This is a genomic window from Pedobacter cryotolerans (assembly GCF_005116475.1).
In the GTDB taxonomy this organism is placed as follows: domain Bacteria; phylum Bacteroidota; class Bacteroidia; order Sphingobacteriales; family Sphingobacteriaceae; genus Pedobacter; species Pedobacter cryotolerans.
On record NZ_SWBO01000006.1, the window covers coordinates 217,043 to 235,774 of the forward strand.

General features: G+C 35.0%; 18 protein-coding genes. 9 read left to right on the top strand and 9 right to left on the bottom strand.

The window, feature by feature from the left end:
- Positions 1-107: 107 nt before the first annotated feature.
- The 6 genes from FA045_RS12315 to FA045_RS12340 form a co-directional block, all read right to left on the bottom strand.
- Positions 108-3,299 (bottom strand): efflux RND transporter permease subunit, encoded by a 3,192-nt coding sequence (locus tag FA045_RS12315; protein ID WP_136877377.1) that lies wholly within the window; start codon positions 3,297-3,299, stop codon positions 108-110.
- An 84-nt stretch (positions 3,300-3,383) separates the two neighbouring features.
- Positions 3,384-4,451 (bottom strand): efflux RND transporter periplasmic adaptor subunit, encoded by a 1,068-nt coding sequence (locus FA045_RS12320; protein WP_136877378.1) that lies wholly within the window; start codon positions 4,449-4,451, stop codon positions 3,384-3,386.
- Between the two features lies 1 nt (position 4,452).
- The gene (locus tag FA045_RS12325; protein ID WP_136877379.1) at positions 4,453-5,796 is read right to left on the bottom strand and encodes a TolC family protein; all 1,344 of its coding nucleotides are present in this window, start codon (positions 5,794-5,796) and stop codon (positions 4,453-4,455) included.
- Between the two features lie 7 nt (positions 5,797-5,803).
- Complete coding sequence (locus FA045_RS12330) at positions 5,804-6,424, bottom strand: TetR/AcrR family transcriptional regulator (protein WP_169305056.1); 621 nt, start codon at positions 6,422-6,424, stop codon at positions 5,804-5,806.
- A 117-nt stretch (positions 6,425-6,541) separates the two neighbouring features.
- Positions 6,542-7,018, bottom strand: a complete 477-nt coding sequence (locus FA045_RS12335) for a GbsR/MarR family transcriptional regulator (RefSeq protein WP_136877381.1) — start codon at positions 7,016-7,018, stop codon at positions 6,542-6,544.
- A gap of 65 nt (positions 7,019-7,083) precedes the next feature.
- Positions 7,084-7,836, bottom strand: a complete 753-nt coding sequence (locus tag FA045_RS12340) for a rhamnogalacturonan acetylesterase (protein WP_136877382.1) — start codon at positions 7,834-7,836, stop codon at positions 7,084-7,086.
- A gap of 341 nt (positions 7,837-8,177) precedes the next feature.
- On the opposite strand from FA045_RS12340, the gene FA045_RS12345 reads away from it, so the two are divergent.
- The 7 genes from FA045_RS12345 to FA045_RS12375 all read left to right on the top strand — a co-directional run bounded on the left by FA045_RS12345 (position 8,178) and on the right by FA045_RS12375 (position 14,690).
- Positions 8,178-8,576, top strand: coding sequence for a MerC domain-containing protein (locus tag FA045_RS12345; protein WP_136877383.1), 399 nt, complete (start codon positions 8,178-8,180; stop codon positions 8,574-8,576).
- A 200-nt stretch (positions 8,577-8,776) separates the two neighbouring features.
- On the top strand, positions 8,777-9,193 hold the full coding sequence (locus FA045_RS12350; RefSeq protein ID WP_136877384.1) for a Fur family transcriptional regulator: 417 nt from the start codon (positions 8,777-8,779) through the stop codon (positions 9,191-9,193).
- 95 nt (positions 9,194-9,288) lie between these two features.
- On the top strand, positions 9,289-9,642 hold the full coding sequence (locus tag FA045_RS12355; RefSeq protein ID WP_136877385.1) for a hypothetical protein: 354 nt from the start codon (positions 9,289-9,291) through the stop codon (positions 9,640-9,642).
- Positions 9,643-9,763: 121 nt separating this feature from the next.
- A complete protein-coding gene (locus FA045_RS12360; RefSeq protein ID WP_136877386.1) occupies positions 9,764-12,166 on the top strand; it encodes a TonB-dependent receptor in 2,403 nt (800 codons plus the stop codon).
- 31 nt (positions 12,167-12,197) lie between these two features.
- The gene (locus FA045_RS12365; protein ID WP_136877387.1) at positions 12,198-12,935 is read left to right on the top strand and encodes a DUF4625 domain-containing protein; all 738 of its coding nucleotides are present in this window, start codon (positions 12,198-12,200) and stop codon (positions 12,933-12,935) included.
- A gap of 46 nt (positions 12,936-12,981) precedes the next feature.
- A complete protein-coding gene (locus tag FA045_RS12370; RefSeq protein WP_136877388.1) occupies positions 12,982-13,458 on the top strand; it encodes a DUF4625 domain-containing protein in 477 nt (158 codons plus the stop codon).
- A 14-nt stretch (positions 13,459-13,472) separates the two neighbouring features.
- On the top strand, positions 13,473-14,690 hold the full coding sequence (locus FA045_RS12375) for a YncE family protein (protein ID WP_136877389.1): 1,218 nt from the start codon (positions 13,473-13,475) through the stop codon (positions 14,688-14,690).
- A gap of 372 nt (positions 14,691-15,062) precedes the next feature.
- On the opposite strand, the gene FA045_RS12380 is transcribed toward FA045_RS12375, so the two are convergent.
- Complete coding sequence (locus FA045_RS12380) at positions 15,063-15,263, bottom strand: helix-turn-helix domain-containing protein (protein ID WP_136877390.1); 201 nt, start codon at positions 15,261-15,263, stop codon at positions 15,063-15,065.
- A gap of 4 nt (positions 15,264-15,267) precedes the next feature.
- The gene (locus tag FA045_RS12385; RefSeq protein ID WP_136877391.1) at positions 15,268-15,819 is read right to left on the bottom strand and encodes a DUF2975 domain-containing protein; all 552 of its coding nucleotides are present in this window, start codon (positions 15,817-15,819) and stop codon (positions 15,268-15,270) included.
- A gap of 299 nt (positions 15,820-16,118) precedes the next feature.
- On the opposite strand from FA045_RS12385, the gene FA045_RS12390 reads away from it, so the two are divergent.
- Positions 16,119-17,054 carry a DUF4062 domain-containing protein gene (locus FA045_RS12390; protein ID WP_169305057.1) on the top strand — a complete coding sequence of 312 codons (936 nt, stop codon included), beginning with the start codon at positions 16,119-16,121 and terminating at the stop codon, positions 17,052-17,054.
- 134 nt (positions 17,055-17,188) lie between these two features.
- Positions 17,189-18,055, top strand: a complete 867-nt coding sequence (locus FA045_RS12395; RefSeq protein ID WP_136877393.1) for a hypothetical protein — start codon at positions 17,189-17,191, stop codon at positions 18,053-18,055.
- 309 nt (positions 18,056-18,364) lie between these two features.
- Here FA045_RS12395 and FA045_RS12400 read toward each other — a convergent pair.
- A partial coding sequence (locus FA045_RS12400) for a transposase (RefSeq protein WP_136877394.1) occupies positions 18,365-18,732 on the bottom strand: 368 nt, incomplete at its 5' end.

Consider the following 18,732-nt stretch of genomic DNA (forward strand, 5'->3'; position numbering starts at 1 on the left):
AAACTCCCATCAAAATTTAAAATATATTTTTATCCCGCGGGGCGGAAAAACAAAAAATCCCGCTTTATCGAAATAAAACGGGATTGGATATATGTTAATTAAGGGAATTAATGTTTGATCTCGTACTCATGAACATCTTTGTGATCGTAAGGTTCTGCTATCAATTCATCAATTGGTGCAGCTTTTTTATCTGTACCAAAATAATGCATAATATTATCGAACCATTGATACATTACTGGTACAATAATTAAGGTTAAGAATAACGAACTAATTAAACCACCAATAATTACCCAAGCCAAACCATTTTTCCATTCGGCACCAGCGCCACTTGCTAATGCAATAGGCAACATACCAATTACCATGGCAATGGTTGTCATTAAAATTGGGCGTAAACGTGCATGGTTAGCTAAAATTAAAGCCTCACGTGTTGGCTTACCTTCTGCTTTCATTTGGTTGGTAAAATCTACCAAGATAATTGCATTTTTTGCTACCAAACCTATTAGCATAATTAAACCTAAAATGGTAAAAATACCTAAGTTATTATTAGTTAAGGCCAGTGCTAAAAATGCACCAATTACTGCCAACGGAATAGAGAACATTACCACCAATGGATAAACAAAACTATCGTACAAACCAACCATAATAAAGTATACCAATATAATTGAGGCCAATAAAGCGATACCTAAAGTACCAAAACCTTCACTTTGGTTTTCTTGATCACCAGCCCAAGTATAACTTACGCCAAGTGGGCGATGTAGTTTACCATCTGCTTCTTGCTTGTCTAACTCTGCTTGGAAATCTTCTACAATTGTACCCGTTGGGCGACCAATTGATTGTGCTTTAAGTGTTACAGAAGTAGTTTTGTTTAAACGCTCTAATTGCGACGGGCCAGAACCTTCGTTAATAGCTGCAAATTGCATTAATTTAATTTGCTGATTTTTGTTGTTGATGAAAGTTAGGTTACGTACATCGTCAATGTTTTTCTTATCAAAATCTTGAAATTGAACATTGATATCATATTCGTATTGACCTTTACGATATTTTGCATCGGTATTGCCACTAAATGCATATTGCATTGTTGTACCTACGGTTTGCAAGTTTAATCCTAAAGCGGCCATTTTATCACGGTCAACTTTAACGTTAATTTCTGGTGTGCCTTTTTCTACCGAAAGTTTGGTTTCTGCCGCACCAGGTATTTTTGCTAAAATGGCTTTAGCCTGCTCTGCATAACGTAAAGCGCTATCTAGCTCTGGGCCAATTACCACCATTTGGATATTTGCATTTTCTGCCGTACCCATAATAGAGATATTAACAGTTTTTACATTAGCACCAACCAGTTCATTGGTTAATTCTCTTGAAAATGTTTTGGCCAAAATATCACTACTAGTTCCTGGTCTTAACTCTCTGGCTACCAATTTCACATTAATCTCTGCTTTGTAAGCGGTTGCTTGCGAGCTTCCCATATCTCCACTAGATTGACCAACTGTTGTAATTAATTGCTCAATTTCTGGTTTTTTACTCAAGTAATTCTCAGCACGTAAGGCATATTGGTTGGTTAATTCTAGCGATGCATCTTTAGGTAACTCAACCTGCACCAAGAATTCACCTTTATCAGATTTAGGGAAAAACTCTACCCCAATATATTTACCGGCAAATAAACCACAAGAGCTAATCAGCAACATAAATACACCAATTAGTGTAATCGCTTTATGATTTAAAGTCCAGTTAAGGATATTGGTTATCCACTTTGTGAATTTAGCCAACTGTTTTTCGAACCATAAAATGAATTTACCGAAAGCATTTTTACCTTCGATACGCTCTAATTTACCGAAACGAGAAAACAATAAAGGTACAATGGTAAATGAGGTAATTAACGACATTAATGTAGCCACAATTACCACAATACAGAACTGGCGCAAAATATCTGACACCAAACCTGTACTCATAGAAATTGGTAAAAATACTACCACAATTACCAATGTAATAGAAATTACGGTAAAACCGATTTCTTGAGTTGCATCAAAAGCCGCTCTAAACTTGTTTTTACCCATTTCCATGTGGCGTTGTATGTTTTCCAATACTACAATCGCATCATCAACCAAAATACCTACTACCAGCGATAGCCCTAATAATGACATTAAGTTTAAGGTAAAACCAAACTGACTAATGGCAATAAAAGTTGCAATTAATGACACAGGAATGGAAATCATTACAAACAAGGCGTTTCTTAAACTATGTAAAAAGAAAAGCATTACAAATGCTACCAATATAACGGCAATCATTAAATCGTGTATTACCGCATCAGCTGATTCTAAGGTGTAAATAGAACTATCATTAACTATTTTTAAGTTTAAGCCATTAACTTTTTCATAATCGGCATTGGTTTTTGCAATGGCAACTTTAATGCCTTCACTTACACTTACCGCATTGGCATCACTTTGTTTTACAATACTTAAAGTAAGCGAGTTTGACCTATCGATACGGGCAATTTTTTCTGCCTCTTTAGATGCTTCTTGCACATCGGCAAAATCTCCTACTCTAATTTGTGTTCCACCATCTGTTGTAGCAACTACTAAATTTCTCAATTCATCTATGGTTTGAAATTTACCAGATAATCGCACTAAAATATCCTGTCCATCAGCTTTTACACTTCCAGTAGGAAAATCTAAGTTAGAGCCTTGTACCATTTGCTGAACTTGCACAATGGTTAAACCGTAACTTTTTAATTTTGCTGCATCGATACCAACTTTAACTTCACGCTCAGAACCACCGATAATGGATACTTGCGCAACACCAGGAACACGAGAAATTTCTGGTGCAATTTTTTGGTCGATGATATCGTAAAGGTCAATATCTGATATTTTTGCCGTTGCAGCTATGGTGATAATCGGCATATCATCTAAAGAGAATTTACTTAACGAAGGTGCTTTTACATCTTCGGGCAAATCTGATAAAATGGCGTTTACTTTACGCTGCGCATCATTTAAGGATAAATCTACATCTGCTGCTGTTGTTAACGTAATGGTAACAATAGAAACTCCTTCTAACGATGTTGAATTAATTTTTTTAACGTTTTCCATCGACGATACGGCGTCTTCAATTTTTTTAGTAACCGTATTTTCGACCTCACTTGGCGATGCTCCTGGGTAAATGGTTGATACCGATACCACATTTGGAGAGAATTTTGGTAATAATTCGTAGCCTAATGAGAAATAACTTAATAAGCCTAATAAGGTTAATGCAGTAAAAACTACAATTACCAATGAAGGTCTTTTAATGGATATTTCTGCTATTTTCATCTTTTTTTTTATTAAGATTTGAGAAGTGAGAACTGGGAGCTTGTCTCATATCTCATATCTAACTTCTCAAATCTGACTTATAATTTATTTAACTATGCTTACTGGCGTACCATCAACTAAGTTGATCTGGCCACTGGTAATTACAGTTTCGCCTTCGTTTAATCCACTTAAAATTTCCACTTTATCACCTAAAATTCTACCGCTTACCACACTTCTAGTTTTTGCTGTGTTGCTAGTTTTATCATACACAAAAACTTGGTTGCTGCTTACACTACCTACAAATGAAGTACGTGGAATTAAAATGCTTGCTGTTTGCGTAGGGAAATCAAATACAGCAGTACCATACATTCCGGCTTTTAATGAATTGTTAATGTTGTTAGCCACTTCAATTTCTATCGGAAAGTTTAAAGCACCATCAGCTTTTGCTGCAATAAAAGAAACTTTACCCGTAAATTTATCTTTAGGAAATACCGAAGATTGAATGGCCACTTTATCGCCTACCCTTAAATTAGCAACTTGACTTTCGTTTACATTAACTTGCAATTTCAATTTAGAAACATCAACCAATTCAAATAATTGCGTTCCTTGGGCAGTTACAAAAGCCCCAACTTCAATGTATTTTTTGTTAACGATACCATTAATTGGAGATTTGATATTGGCATCGCTTAATCTTCTTTGTGAAGCCTGCAAACGCAATTTTGCATTTTGCGTAGCCAATTTTGCCTGATCTAATTGTTGCTGTGTTACACCACCAGTTTCATAAGAGCTTTTATATCTTGCTTCGTCTTTTAAGGCATTTTGGTAAGTTGCTTCAGCAGTTTCTCTGTCGGTATTGATAATTTCAGCATCAATTTTAGCTAAAACTTGTCCTTTACTTACACGTGCACCTTCTTGTACATAAATAGCTTTAACACGACCAGCATTTTCTGATAAGAAATTTAATTCTTGATTTGGAGCAAAAGTTCCATTTGCACTAAAATCTAACTCAGGTACTGTTTTAGTTATGGTAGCAACATTTACAGCAATTGCCCCATTTCCTTGTGCAACAAAGTCGGTTTTCTCTTGATTTTTCTTTTTATTGTTGGTTAATACATAAGCTATTGCACCAAGAGCAACAACAATTACAACAACTATGATTACTATTCTTTTCATCTTATTTTACTAGCGATTTTATGTTTCCGTTTGATTTGATTAATTGTATTTCGGCTATTTTATAATTTAACAATGCCTGTGTATAGCTATTTTGTGCTTCGGTTAGCGAACTTTCTGTATCCAACAGATCTGTTAAACTTGCCAAGCCATTATTATAATTGTTTTGAGTGCTTTTATAAATCTCTTGCGCCAACTCTGCATTTCTTTTTTGTGCATTAATGGTATTTAAGCTATTCTTCAATTGAATTTTAGCATTCTCGTAAGCCAAGTTTAAAGAGTTAGTAGTTTCTTTTCTATCTTCTCTAGCTTTTCTAATGTCAACATCTGCTTGGCGAATTTTTGATCGGGTTAAAAAGCCATTAAATATTGGCACTCTTAAAGTTAAGCCTACGGCCGATGAACCAAAGCCAATTGCACTTGCATTTGAGCTTAAAAAATCGAAACCACCACTTTGACTAGAGTAAGTATAATTTCCCGACAAGGCCAAACTTGGATAATATTCTGCCACATAAGCTTTTCTTTGTAGCGATAATAATTTATCCTGCGTGTCTAATAATTTAATTTCTGTTCTGTTAGCCAAAGCAATAGAATCTGTAAATTGCGGTAATTGTGTTACCTCGGTTAATTCAGTTTCTGGTAAAATAATTTGAGTATTTACCGGCATCCCCATGGCAAATTTTAACTGATTTTCTAACTGCGTAATCGCATTTATGGTTTGCTCACGTTGGGTTTCTAAATTGGTTAGGTTAACTTGAATACGATCAACATCTATCTTTTTTGCTAAACCATTTTTATACTGATTAGCAATTATTTTCTCAATCGTTTTTACATTTTTAATGTTGTTATCAACCACTGTTAATTGTTGTCTGTTAACCAAAACCTGATAGTAATTATTGGCTACCAACTCAATAATCTGCTCTTCTGTTAATTGAGCTGTAAGGTTGTAATATTCAGTACTAGATCTTGCAGCTTGCAAACCCGTAAATACTTGTTGGTTAAACAATTGCTGCGATAATTGAATACCAGCATTCGAATTCCATTTTTGGCCAAATCTTAAAGTTTGTAGCTGACCACCAAAATCTACAACCTGCTGACCAATTATTGGATTGTAAGTTAAACCCGATGTACCTGTAATTTGTGGTAAAGCTTGTGCCCTTACTTCTTCCACTTTATATTTTCCACCTTCTATATCTAACCTGGCCTTGCGTACTTTGATATTGTTTTGCAAAGCGTAATTTAAAGCCTCACCTAACGTAACTTTTTGCTGTGCTGAAGTAAGTTCTGGAAGCGCAGTTAGCCCAAATAAGATCAGCAGTAGCTTAACTATGTTTATTCTCGATTTCATTTTTATTTTATTGCTTAATTAATTGTTCGTTTATATATTTTTCTAATACTATTTTTCCTTTATCAGTTACAATTCCGAAAAGAAAATGCTGGGTCATCTCTTTCATCACTTGGGGGATACTGTATTTATTTTTATTGTATGCATTATATTCGTTAAAAATGAGTTGTGTATGTGCCAAACGCAACTCCGTTAAAATCGGAATGTGAATATCATTTCTATAAATTCCTTCTTTTATTCCTCTTTTCATGTTCTCAGTTATGCCAATTGCTAAACTTTCTTCTTTAAATTGCATAAACTTAAGCCAGGTATCTGGATGATATTTTTGCATATCAAAAAACAGTTTTGGGTTGAGGGTAATTAACCATTCATTAATGTCATCCAACCCTAACAAAACCTCATGTATTGCATCATAACCATGTTTTGCATACATTTTTATATCACAATCATGATTGCTAAACCGAGCTTCCATCAGCACATTTACCAAATCATTTTTATCAGTAAAATGCTGATATATTGTTTTTTTTGATATCCCTAGTTGCCTTGCAATATCATCCATCGTTACACTTTTAAAGCCAAATTGGCAAAAAAGCTTATCTGCCTCACTTATTATATATTCCTTCGTTTCCAATCTCAACTATTTAAAATACCCACCCCAATTGCGTTAATTTAGATGGTCTAATAGTTTCTATATTAATTAGTTAATATTAGTTAGTTCTGTTTTTAAAGAACCAAATAATCAAAAAAATTATTTCTTCTCTTGTACTATTTTTTGATGCAATGTCATCACTTGATTATGCACTAATGTTAAAAAATCTGCCATTTTTTTCAAGTTTTCATTAAATTCTTTAGTTTCAGTAGTACGGATTGCAATTACTTTCTCATACACTCTAATCAAAGAAGAAACTCCTTCAAACTGCTCTAAAATATGCGTATCCCAATCGGCTATTCTTAAATGAAAATATCTTTTTCTATCGCCAATTTTAGTTTTGTAACTAATTTTTTTAGACATTAACAATTGGTTTAAAGCCTGACTTACTGCACTTTTACTCAATTCTAAAGTATCCTTAATCTCATCGAAGGTAAGTTCTGGATTATCAGAAACCGCCAATAAACCTAAAACTTTAGACATAGCTGGTTGCTGGCCCAAACGTTCATTCACATTTGCCAATTCTTCTATCAGCTCCACTTGCTCTTTCTTCAATACCACCTTATTGTCTGCCATAGCTTTCAAAATTAACACTGCAAATCTACATAAGTTTTTTTAGTTCACAAAAAAAAGAACTAAAATTATTTTCTCATGACTTTGCCAGTTTTTTTTATTTGTTTTCCCAAAGGGATGTAAAGTTCATTTATACCATCAATAACCAAACTAGCAATTATTTTTGCTCCTTTGGGGCTCAAATGTGTATCATCTTTTTTTCCTGCCGGATAATTCACATGACCAACATCAACATGATTAAAAAGTTCTTTTGAAGATTTTTCGCCAAGATCAACAATCAACTTTTCTGTTTTACGGTGCATATCTATTAAAGGAATTTGAAGCGAATCAGCTAATTTACGTACCACATCTGGGTAACCCTGATGCGTATCCTTAAAAACACCATCGCTAAAACTTCTTCTCATAATTGGCGTTAGCAATATCGTTTGTGCTTTTTTAGCCTGCGTTTCTTGTACAAACTTAATCAGATTAGCTTTGTATTCCGCTAAAGATGTACCAACTGTTGGTTTATCAATTTTTTCGTCGTTATGCCCAAATTGGATCAACACATAATCACCTTGCTTTAGCGTTGTTAAAATCGCATCCCATCTTTTTTCATTGATGAAGGATTTGGTGCTTCTGCCATTTAACGCTCTATTATCAATTTGCACTTTTTCATTAAAAAAAGAACCTAGCTCCATTCCCCATCCAATTTCTGGAAAAGCATTTGGTGTTTTGTTAGCTGCGGTAGAATCGCCAATAATGTAAACCACTATAGGTTTTTGATTAGGTAAAGTGTAGGTTATTAAATTTAAAAATAACACCAACAATAATTTATACATGGCTTTTGGTTCGATTTTGCAAGGCAAATTAAACATTTTCGGCAGAATTAAGAAAGCCTTGCGAATTTGATTTTTAAAACGGTGATATCAAACAAAAAGATGCAACGTAAACCAATCCGCTGCACCATTTTTGAACTATAAACTAAATGATGAAAACCAAAGATGCAAAATGAAAATCACAATTGCAACATTATTGCATTTATTTTACATTTTGAAATAATATCCCTTCTTAGCTATTGAAAGCAATCTTTTGTTATCTAATTCTTTAAAACAATCAAGAATGAATAAAAAAATAAATTAAAAAATTTTAAACGCAACTTAATTGCATTTATATTTGCGTTATGAAAAATAGAATTTTGTATTTAGACCAAACTGGTGTTATAGCTTCGCTAGTTTGTGCTATCCATTGTGCGTTACTTCCCTTTGCTATTACCATTTTGCCTTTATTTGGTTTAACTTTTTTGGCCAATCCAATATTTGAAATTGTTATGATTGCTTTATCACTTTGCATTGGTTTAATGGCACTCTTAACTTCTTACCGCTCACATCAACAAAAAAGCCCAATTTTACTATTATCTCTCGGTTTTATCTTCATTGTTTTAGGTCATTTAATTGAAAATACTGAAGCTGTTCTAATCCCGATAGGTGGTTTAATGATTGCTTTTGCACATCTATTTAACATAAAAGCAAACAAAAATTTAAGCACACACCAACATTTAAAAGATGAAAGCATATCGTAAATATTTTATTATGATCCTTTTATCTGTGAGCATTTTACAGCCTAGTTGTAAACACCATCATCACAAAGAAGAAGCCACAAAACTTAAGCAAGCAGTTTGTAAATCTGCAACTCAATTTGCTAAAAAATTGTAAACAAGCTTTGGTATACTGCTTAATGTTTGGCGAAACTGCATATTTTCATTAATCTTGTATATTAAACATGGAACCAAAAGATATACTTACCGCCAGTAATTTAAAACAAACTAAACCTCGTTTAATGGTTTTGGATCAAATTATTGGAAGAAATTCTGCTATTTCTCAACCCGAATTAGAGAAAAAGTTGGGTAAAGAAGTAGATCGAGTTACCTTATACCGCACCTTAAGCACTTTTGAGGAAAAAGGAATTTTACACAAAATTATTGACAACGCTGGCACTGCTAATTTTGCCATTTGCCAATCTAATTGCTCTTCGCATCATCACCACGATGAGCATTTGCATTTCAATTGCAACCAATGTAAAAAAGTATATTGTTTAGATATCAAAATCCCAACTACCACTATTCCGGCTAATTTTACCATGGAATCTATTCAGTTACTGGCACATGGCATTTGCGAAAATTGCAACACGAAAGCCTAAATCAATCGCAATTTCCGTCACACTTTTATATAAAAACAGCTAATTCACAATCTAATTAGGTTTTTAGAATTTATTATTGCAACTTTGCTGCATCTGTGAAAAGAGCACAACATCATATCGCATTAAAATTGAACCAGCTAAGCGCTTGCTTATTGTTGTTGCTTTTTTTGGCTTTGCCAACCTTGCAGTTGTTTCACTTTCATGATCAGGCAACCGAACTTAGTTCGCAAACTGATGGTAAAACTATTATCGATAAATTGAGTGAGCAGTGTAAACTTTGTGATTTTTTAGCCCACAAACAGTTTAAAGAATTTCATTTACCAAAAGCAAGTACAACGCTTGTTGCTACCCAACAATCTGTAAAAATTTACGGCAACTACATTGCTATAAACTATAATTTTACCCTCAACGGCTTTACCAATAAAGGCCCGCCTTCGCTTTTCTGTTAACCAGAATTTGCTGCAATCAGTTTAATCAAACTAGTGCTTTTATCCAATTTTATTTACTCAACTGAGCGAAATTCTAATTAAGATTTTCTATTTGTTGACCAATTCTATTTTCTAAATGATAATGAAGAAATTCAGTATCCTCGGCTTTATTTTATTATGCCAAGTTTTTGTTTTTGCGCAACAATCGCAATTGAATGGCCGTGTATTGACCAGCAATGGCACGGCAGTTTTTGGTGCTACAATAAACATCAGCCCTGCTGCAAAAACATTGAATAGCAATACTAATGGCACATTTATTTATGACGGCCAAATTGGAGAAACCTTAACCATCAACATTAGTAAAGAGGGTTTTTTAAAGGAGACAAGGACGCTTACGTTAAAAAATGCCCAACAAATTTTAACCATCAAATTAGCTGCATCAAGCTATCTTTTAAACGAAGTTTTAATAAAAGACAATAGAATTGAAAACCTACAAAAAGAGCAATCGCTTAATGTTGAAGTGGTAAATGCCGATTTCATTCAACGTAATTTAGGTGGAAGTTTAATGAAAACGTTAGAACGTTTGCCAGGCATTAAAACTATTGGCATTGGCTCGGGGCAATCGAAACCATTAATTAGAGGTTTGGGATTTAACCGTGTGGTGGTGGTAGATAAAGGCGTAAAACATGAGGGCCAGCAATGGGGTGCCGACCATGGCTTAGAGTTAGATCAGTTTGCTGCCGGAGAAGTAGAAATTTTAAAAGGTGCAGCATCGTTTATGTATGGTTCTGATGCAATTGCGGGTGCAATAAACGTAAAACCAACAAGAGCACCTGCGAAACATAGCTTAGGCGGAAACGTAGATTTGATTGGCAAAACCAACAATAATTTGTACGGCACATCGGTAAATCTGTTTGGTAGAAACGACCGCTACTTTTTCGATAGCAGATTTACCTATCAAAATTATGGCGATTACCGTGTGCCAACTGACCGTGTTTCGGTGTACAATTTCCAAGTGCCGTTGGACAAAAACTATTTACGCAACACAGCCGGAAACGAAAACGGCATTCACTTAAGCGCTGGTATTTTGGGCGAAAAGTTTAACTCGATTTTTTACCTAAACAATGTATTTAGCGAAAGCGGTTTTTTTGCCAACGCCCACGGTTTAGAACCTAGAAATGTCGATTTAGCCTTACACGATCGCAGCAACCGTGATATTTTATTGCCAAAACAACAAGTTAACCACTTTAAGTTAATTAACCGAAGTGATTTACAACTGAATAATCACAAAGTGGAAATAGAGTTGGGCTATCAGCGCAATTTTAGACAAGAGTTTAGTCAGTATGTAAACCATGGTTACATGCCTGCTATTTTTCCAGAAAATTTCGGCATACCGAGAGATACCGAACGCGAATTTGATAAAAACGTTTACTCGGTAAACTTGAAAGATAAATTTGAATTAGGCAAACATCAATTGAGTTTTGGTGGAAATGTCGAATATCAAGACAATAGCATTAACGGTTGGACTTTTTTAGTACCCGGATTTAAGCAATTTACCAGTGGCGCATTTGTGTACGATCAATTGCAACTGAACGAAAAAACCATTTTACATGGTGCGTTGCGTTATGATTATGGCCGCATCAAACTCAATAAATATACCGACTGGTTCGCATCTACCTTAAACGATGGCAGCACTCAAAATTTAGTTAGAGCAGATGATTTAACGAGAAACTTTAACAGCTTTGTTTGGTCGGTTGGGATTAACTACAACCCAGAAAAATTTATTTTTAAAGCCAATATCGGTAAAAGTTTTAGGATGCCCATTGCCAAAGAATTGGGTGCAAATGGTGTAAATTATCACTATTTCAGCTATGAAAAAGGCGATCCAACGCTTTCTCCAGAAAAATCTTATCAGGCCGATGCCACCATAGGCTGGAAAGAAAAAAACTGGTCGGTTAAGTTTAGCCCGTTTTACAACTATTTCCCTAATTACATCTACCTAAACCCAACCGCCAACTACGATTATTTTTACGGTGCTGGCAACCAGGTTTTCGAGTATGCACAAAGTGAAGTAATGCGTTATGGCGGCGAATTACAGTTCAACTATCAAATCTCTAAATTTTTAAGTACCGAGGTACTGGGTGAATATTTATATGCCGAGCAACTTTCTGGATCCAAAAAGGGTTTCACACTTCCCTTTTCCCCTCCTCCATCGGTATTGTTTAATTTAACCTATACGCCAAAAGATCATCAACTATTAATAGACACCTATTTTTCTGTCGATTACCGCATTACCGCCACGCAAAATAACATTGTACCACCAGAGCGTAAAACAGATGGTTTTTACATCATTAATTTGCAGGTGGGCACCAAACTTCACCTCTACAAACAACCGTTGATGATCAGTTTGCAAGCGCAAAACTTGTTAGACACCAAATATATGAATCACACCAGTTTCTATCGCCTAATTGAACTACCAGAAGCTGGAAGAAACATCATTTTATCCTTAAAAATACCTTTTAATTTATCACATACCCAGAATTAACAATATATAATCATCTTAAAAAACAACAATTATGCAAACCCTTTACAAAAAACCTATGCTACAGAAATTCTCAAAATTATTATTCCTATTCGTTACCGTAGCTGCATTATTTACAGCTTGTAAAAAAGACGAAACCTTCGAAATGCCTACCATTAGCGATATTGAAGTCGGCTTAAACAATAGCAAAGTAGCTTTTCCTGGTTCGGATTTACACATTGAGGCTAAACTAATCGCAACCTCAAATATTGCTAGTGTAAAATTAGTAATCAACCCTGTTGCAGCTAATGGATGGAAGTTTAACCAAGAGTTTACCGATGGTTTTGCTGGTTTAAAAAACGCTGAATTTCATGAGCATTTCGACATTCCGACTGATGCCGCTTTAGGCATGTACCGTGTGGTTTTAACCTTAACAGACGCACAGGGTCAGTCGACGAAAATAGAATCTGATTTAGAATTAAAATTCGATCAAACCCTACCACAAGCAAGTGGACTTGAAGTTGGTTTAAACACCGCTGGCAACGATTTACACGTAGAAGCAAACATCACGGCAGTAAATAAAATTGCCAGAGTGGTGGTAGAAATACATGGTGGCACTTACGAAAAAGAGTTTTTATACAGCGATGCTGCGATGGTTGGTGCAACTAGCTACAATTTCCACAAACACATTAACGTAAGCGAAGTACCAAAAGGACATTACCATGTGCAATTAAAAGTAGTAGATCAAGCTGGTAAAGAAAACGAGTTTGAAGAACACTTCGACAAGCCATAAACTTTAAAAATGAATAAATAACACGATTTAAATGATGATAAAACCAATGAGAAATTTACACAAAACATTAATCGCCTTTGGCTTATTGAGCATTTTTGCTGCCGGATGTAAAAAAGACGAACAAAGCATTGATACCGAATATCCGGTAATCGACCTTTCAATTGCCAATGCTTTCCCGCAGCAATGTGCAACGGTTAGTCGCGGACAAAAATTTACGTTTAAAGCCAGATTTACTGACAATGCAGAGTTAGGTTCTTACAGCATAGATATCCACCACAATTTTGATAACCATTCGCACAGCACCGAAGTTTCAGACTGCTCGGCAGTAGTTGTTAAAACGCCTGTTAAACCTTTTGTGCTCATCGATACTTTTCAAATCCCGGCAGGGCAAAAAACTTTTGAAGCCACAAATGAAATTACCGTACCAGCAGATATAGACCCAGGCGATTACCATTTTTTAATAAAGCTAACCGATAAAGAAGGTTGGCAAACCATTAAAGGCATCAGTATTAAAATAAATTAAACCCTAAAAATAAAATGAAAACAAATTACCAAAAATTACTAGTTGTATTAGCCGTTGCTTTATTGGCGCTAGGCGGATGTAAAAAAGACAGAACCGTAGATCCAGAGCCAATTGAAACCGCCGCTGCAGAGCATAAACATTTAAGACTTTTAGTGAGCGATGAAATAACCAATCAATTGAGTTTAATTGATCCTGCGACTGGAAAAGTTGAATCGTTTACAGCCAAGCACCCTAAAGCAGCACTTTATACTACTGCATCTGGCAGATATGCCAGCTTGATTCATGGCGGATTTAACTTTGTAGAAAACTTTGATAGTGGCTTAGAGTTTCATGGCGACCATGTTGATGTAAAAAACAATGCTAGAATGGCAGCCTTAACTGGTGATGCGAACAGACCTACGCACTTTAAAACCAAAGGAAACGAAATTATCACTTTTAACGATGGCGATGGTACTTTAAGCGTAGCCAACGAAGCAAACTTTAATGTGGCTGGCGCTAAAATGCAAACCATAAATGCTGGCAACGTGGCTCACCATGGCGCCATGACTAAGTTCGACAATGGTAATTACGCCATTACTGTAAAAGATGGTTCGGTTAGTGGTACTTTACCAGAAAGAGTGAAATTAATTAATGCTTCGGGTGCACAAGTGACTGCATCTACCATACAAACTACAGGCATACATGGTAATGCTAGCGATGGTAAAGTTTCGTTATTTGGCTCTGGCAGCGGCATTTTAGTGGTAGACCAAACTGGTTCACAACGTTTAATTGCTCACCCGGCAGGTTTTGGTACGGCTTGGTTTGGTACTATCTTAGAAGGCGGCGCCGATGGTAAATTTATTGGTTACACAGCAGCTAAAGGTGCGTACTTAATTAACACCAATACAAATACCGTAACACCAGTAATTGAAAGTTTAGATATTATGCAATGTGTAGTTGATTTTGCAAAGAAAAACCTATTGGTTTTATTACATGATGGAACGCTTAAAGTTTACGATTTAAGTACAGGTTCACTTAAAAAAGAGGCTAAAGTTTTAGACGCAACTGCTAAACCCGAAACACAAAAGCCAACCTTGGCTGGCACTGCTCGTTATGCGTATGTGGTTTTGCCAAAAGCTGGCGAAATACAGCAAATTAGCTTAAGCGATTTAAGTATCATTAAAAAGATTAAGGTTTCTGCTACGCCATACCGTTTAACTGTTTTTGGCTTTGAGAATAGCGCATCGCATTAATTTTTTGAAGATTTTTATTAATGACATTTGTCATTCTGAACGCAGTGAAGAACCTCTGAGTTAAATAAGGCTTCTAAAGTCAAACTAACAGCTAATCGATAAATTATAGTTGAAATTTTATTAAGCCTCACCCAATCAATGTTAGTAAACCTTGCTTTTGTCTGCACATCCCTCTCCAAGTGGAGAGGGAATTACAGGCATTGCGTTTAACCTAAACGTTAATCGAATGAGGTTAAAAATCAATTTAATTCTATAGATTGTCACGCTGAGCTTGTCGAAGCGCATTAAAGGGTCTTCGACAAGCTCAGACTGACAAAGAATAAAAAATAATTTTAAATAATTACTTATAAAAAATCACAAAATTAAATTTTACTAACGATGCTCCAAAATATCTGCCGGTTGGCAATCTAAAGCTTTGCAAATGGCATCGAGTGTGGTAAATCTAATGGCTTTTGCCTTCCCCGTTTTTAGATTAGATAAATTGGCCAACGTAATTTCTACCTTTTCAGAAAGTTCATTGAGCGACATTTTTCGCTTTGCCATCATCACATCTAGGTTTACTATAATCGCCATAAATTTATACCGTTAATTCGTATTCGTCTTGTATTTCTATTCCTCGTTTAAAAATTTGTGCAATTACCAATAACACAATGCCCATAAATAGCCAAACATCGGCGCCCGCCAAACCCAAATACCTAGTTTCTGGTAAAACTATGCCTTGCTGCAACAACCAATCTGCATATTTAATGCCCCAAAGGGAAAATATACCAATTCCGATAGCCAAGTAGGCAACGTGTGCAATAAAACATGCCACTGCCGTGTTAAAGGGCTGCACTAAATTCAGTTTTTTATCGTGCAAAATCTTCACGATTAAGTAAAACATCAAAGCCTTCATTAGCGAAGTAATAATCATATAACCAGTAAGCATCAAAAACCTTCCGCTATCGTTTTGATACAAATCACCTAAATCCATTCCCCACATGGTACTGGCATTTTGTGGGTTAATAAACAGCGCAAAAAAAGTATTGAAGATGATCCCTCCTGCTTCTATACATAAGCCGATAAAGATAATCCAAGCGACAATATAAAGCACTTTTAGGATCTGCTGGGTCGAAATTTTAATTTCCATCGTTTTTAATTTTTAATGCAACGATGCAATTATAAATAAATATTTATTGATAAACAATAAGTTTATGATTTTTTGCGATAAATAAATTCTTTTCTACAAAATTGATTGCATGGATTATTATTCGGAAAAAGCAACAAATGGGGTTTTATTTTCACTAAAATTCTGTCTTGGTAACTAAAGTGATGTAAGATCTTAATTTTCGTTATGAGCTTAATGAGTACAATGATAAAACAACTGGTTGATTAATCCGGGGTAATAATTGCAAGTATTTATTATATTTGGTTTTAAACCAAAAAACTGTGGCTAAACTTAGGGTTTTCGTTAGTTCTACTTATTACGATTTAAAGCACCTACGTGCAAATTTGGAAGCTTTCATCAAGAGTATGGGATATGAACCGGTGCTTTTCGAAAGCGGCGATATTGGCTTTTTACCAGATAAGCCATTGGATGATTCATGCTATAAGGAAATCCACAATGCACACATGCAGGTATTGATCATTGGAGGAAATTACGGCAGCCCTGCTACTGCAGACCATATCAAACCTGAAGAAAAAGAAAATCATTATAAGAAGTTCAACTCCATTACAAAAACTGAATTTTTGACAGCACTTGAACTGAAATTACCAATTTATTTTTTTGTTGAGAATGGAGTATTAGCAGAATATGATACTTTCAAAAAGAACAGAAATAATGATACTATTCAATACGCACATGTTAGCAGCGTAAATGTATTTTATCTCTTGGATGAAATTTATTCTCTTAAGGAAGGTAACTTTGTGCAAGGTTTTTCTAAATTCGAAGATATCTCAAGTTGGCTGAAATTACAGTGGGCACATCTATTCGCAGATTTCATAGTTAATAACAAACAACAACTTGAACTCTCGACTTTAAACAATAGTTTAGAACAACTAAACTCAGTTACCGAATCATTGAAAATATATTCAGAAGCTATTTTGAAAAACCAGAATCCAGATGAATTTCAAAAGGTTAAAGGGGAGGTCGATGACACCATAAAAAATCACAAATTGGCAAATATAGCATCTGATACGTGGGTTAAGCAATCTAGTAAATTATTGCATTTGACGCCTTTAGAATTTGCAAGTATTTTTTTATCTACAAAAGATTACAACGAATTTAGTAGAACAATAAATGCATTGGCTCATAAGAATGGTTCAGGTAGTAAATTAATTGAGCAAGGCAGTGTAATGTACAATAAATTAAAATCCTATTTGTAGTTTGTAGTATGCCTAATTTACTGCAAATGCCATTTTAAAAATCTTCTAAAATATTTAATTTCCATAGTTATTATCATTGAAGATGTTACTTATTTACCAATTACTACAATTTATAAAAATTAACGACTTAATAAATGACTAAAAAAAACGATGACAATATAGAAAACCTTCCTAAACTAAAGGAATGCTTTATTATAACCCCAATTGGAGAATTAAATTCTGAGATATATAAAAAAGCAAATGGACTAATAAATGCCGTAATAACTCCTGTACTTAAAGAATTTGGTTACGAGGCTATTGCTGCTCATCAAATATCCCTATCTGGTTCGATTAATAATCAGTTGATAAAAAAAATTTTAGAATCTGACCTAGTCATCGCTAACCTTACTGGATTAAACCCTAACGTTATGTATGAACTAGCGATAAGGCATTCTGCCCGTCTGCCAGTTGTGATTATGGCAGAAGAGGCAATTACTCCGAGATTACCTTTTGACATTACAGATCAACGAACTATTTTCTATGAAGATACACTAGCTGGTTCAGAAGCTGCAAAGCCAATACTTTATTCATTTGTGGAGAATGCTTTGGCAGATGAAAAGCCAGACAATCCGGTCTACGCTGCTGCTACCCAACAAAATATTTTCAAAGATTTAGACGAGGGGAATCCTCTGAGCATAATTTTGGATAGGATTGAAAGCTTGAGTGGTAGAATCGGTAATGTTTCAAAATCAAATAATATAATTACAATTTATAAGGACTACATAAAACTTAATATACCAGAAATTATTAATGAAATGGTGCCAATTTCTAATCCTTTTTATGATAAAACATATGATGAAGTTATGGCTATTGCTATGGCTAATGAGATCAGATTGAAAGGATCACAAGGAGGACAAAATAATCCTATTATTAAAATTTTCGTTGAATACCAAAAACCAAATAACTTTGAACTTTTTAAGACTGCCCTTAGATCATCAGAGCGAATTAATCTAGAGGAATAATATTGATAAAAAAAGTATCGTCGTTTATCAATAACACAGCAATTACAGCACGGCTGATAGATACTAACCCAGACTACAACCATGGTCGTTCGCTATACGAACAATATGGGGATGTTAGTTGAGTCTTAATCATAATCAAATCCAATTCATGTAGTTATCAAAATTGGAGAAGAATAAAACTCTTAGCTAGCGCACGCTTGTGGCATGTGCATCATATAAACCAAAAGAAATTAAAAAATCACACGCCAAAGGCGTGCGCTAGCACTCGATAAGAGTTAATTCGGATCAAGCGTAAAAGTTGGGGAGGATTTAGCCATATATCTTTGATAGCCTGAACAGGAAGAATTTTACGTTTCTAACCCCTCTAAATTGAGACCYGAAGGCTTTGATTTTAGCATTAAAAGATTCTGCTGATGCGTTTGTGGATTTATTATCAAAGTAATTTAATATCGTTTCGTAGTTATTTTGGATAGTCCTTGCTATTGTGTTAAATGATTTAAAACCTGCCTCTTCTATCTTGTTGTACCATAAAGCCAGTTTTTTAAAGGCAATCATTCTAGACTTGGAGTGGCTGAGTATGGAGGATAGCTCCTGTGAAATCTTATAGGCCCTGTGCAAATCAGGATATAGTTTAAACAGCAGTTCCGCTCTATGGCTTTGGGATGGCGACCAGTTCA

Bases quoted from the DNA above. Each gene is read 5' to 3' on its own strand.
- FA045_RS12315 (WP_136877377.1), bottom strand. From the start codon at position 3,299: ATGAAAATAGCAGAAATATCCATTAAAAGACCTTCATTGGTAATTGTA.
- FA045_RS12320 (WP_136877378.1), bottom strand. From the start codon at position 4,451: ATGAAAAGAATAGTAATCATAGTTGTTGTAATTGTTGTTGCTCTTGGT.
- FA045_RS12325 (WP_136877379.1), bottom strand. From the start codon at position 5,796: ATGAAATCGAGAATAAACATAGTTAAGCTACTGCTGATCTTATTTGGG.
- FA045_RS12335 (WP_136877381.1), bottom strand. From the start codon at position 7,018: ATGGCAGACAATAAGGTGGTATTGAAGAAAGAGCAAGTGGAGCTGATA.
- FA045_RS12340 (WP_136877382.1), bottom strand. From the start codon at position 7,836: ATGTATAAATTATTGTTGGTGTTATTTTTAAATTTAATAACCTACACT.
- FA045_RS12345 (WP_136877383.1), top strand. From the start codon at position 8,178: ATGAAAAATAGAATTTTGTATTTAGACCAAACTGGTGTTATAGCTTCG.
- FA045_RS12350 (WP_136877384.1), top strand. From the start codon at position 8,777: ATGGAACCAAAAGATATACTTACCGCCAGTAATTTAAAACAAACTAAA.
- FA045_RS12360 (WP_136877386.1), top strand. From the start codon at position 9,764: ATGAAGAAATTCAGTATCCTCGGCTTTATTTTATTATGCCAAGTTTTT.
- FA045_RS12365 (WP_136877387.1), top strand. From the start codon at position 12,198: ATGCAAACCCTTTACAAAAAACCTATGCTACAGAAATTCTCAAAATTA.
- FA045_RS12370 (WP_136877388.1), top strand. From the start codon at position 12,982: ATGAGAAATTTACACAAAACATTAATCGCCTTTGGCTTATTGAGCATT.
- FA045_RS12375 (WP_136877389.1), top strand. From the start codon at position 13,473: ATGAAAACAAATTACCAAAAATTACTAGTTGTATTAGCCGTTGCTTTA.
- FA045_RS12380 (WP_136877390.1), bottom strand. From the start codon at position 15,263: ATGGCGATTATAGTAAACCTAGATGTGATGATGGCAAAGCGAAAAATG.
- FA045_RS12385 (WP_136877391.1), bottom strand. From the start codon at position 15,819: ATGGAAATTAAAATTTCGACCCAGCAGATCCTAAAAGTGCTTTATATT.
- FA045_RS12395 (WP_136877393.1), top strand. From the start codon at position 17,189: ATGACTAAAAAAAACGATGACAATATAGAAAACCTTCCTAAACTAAAG.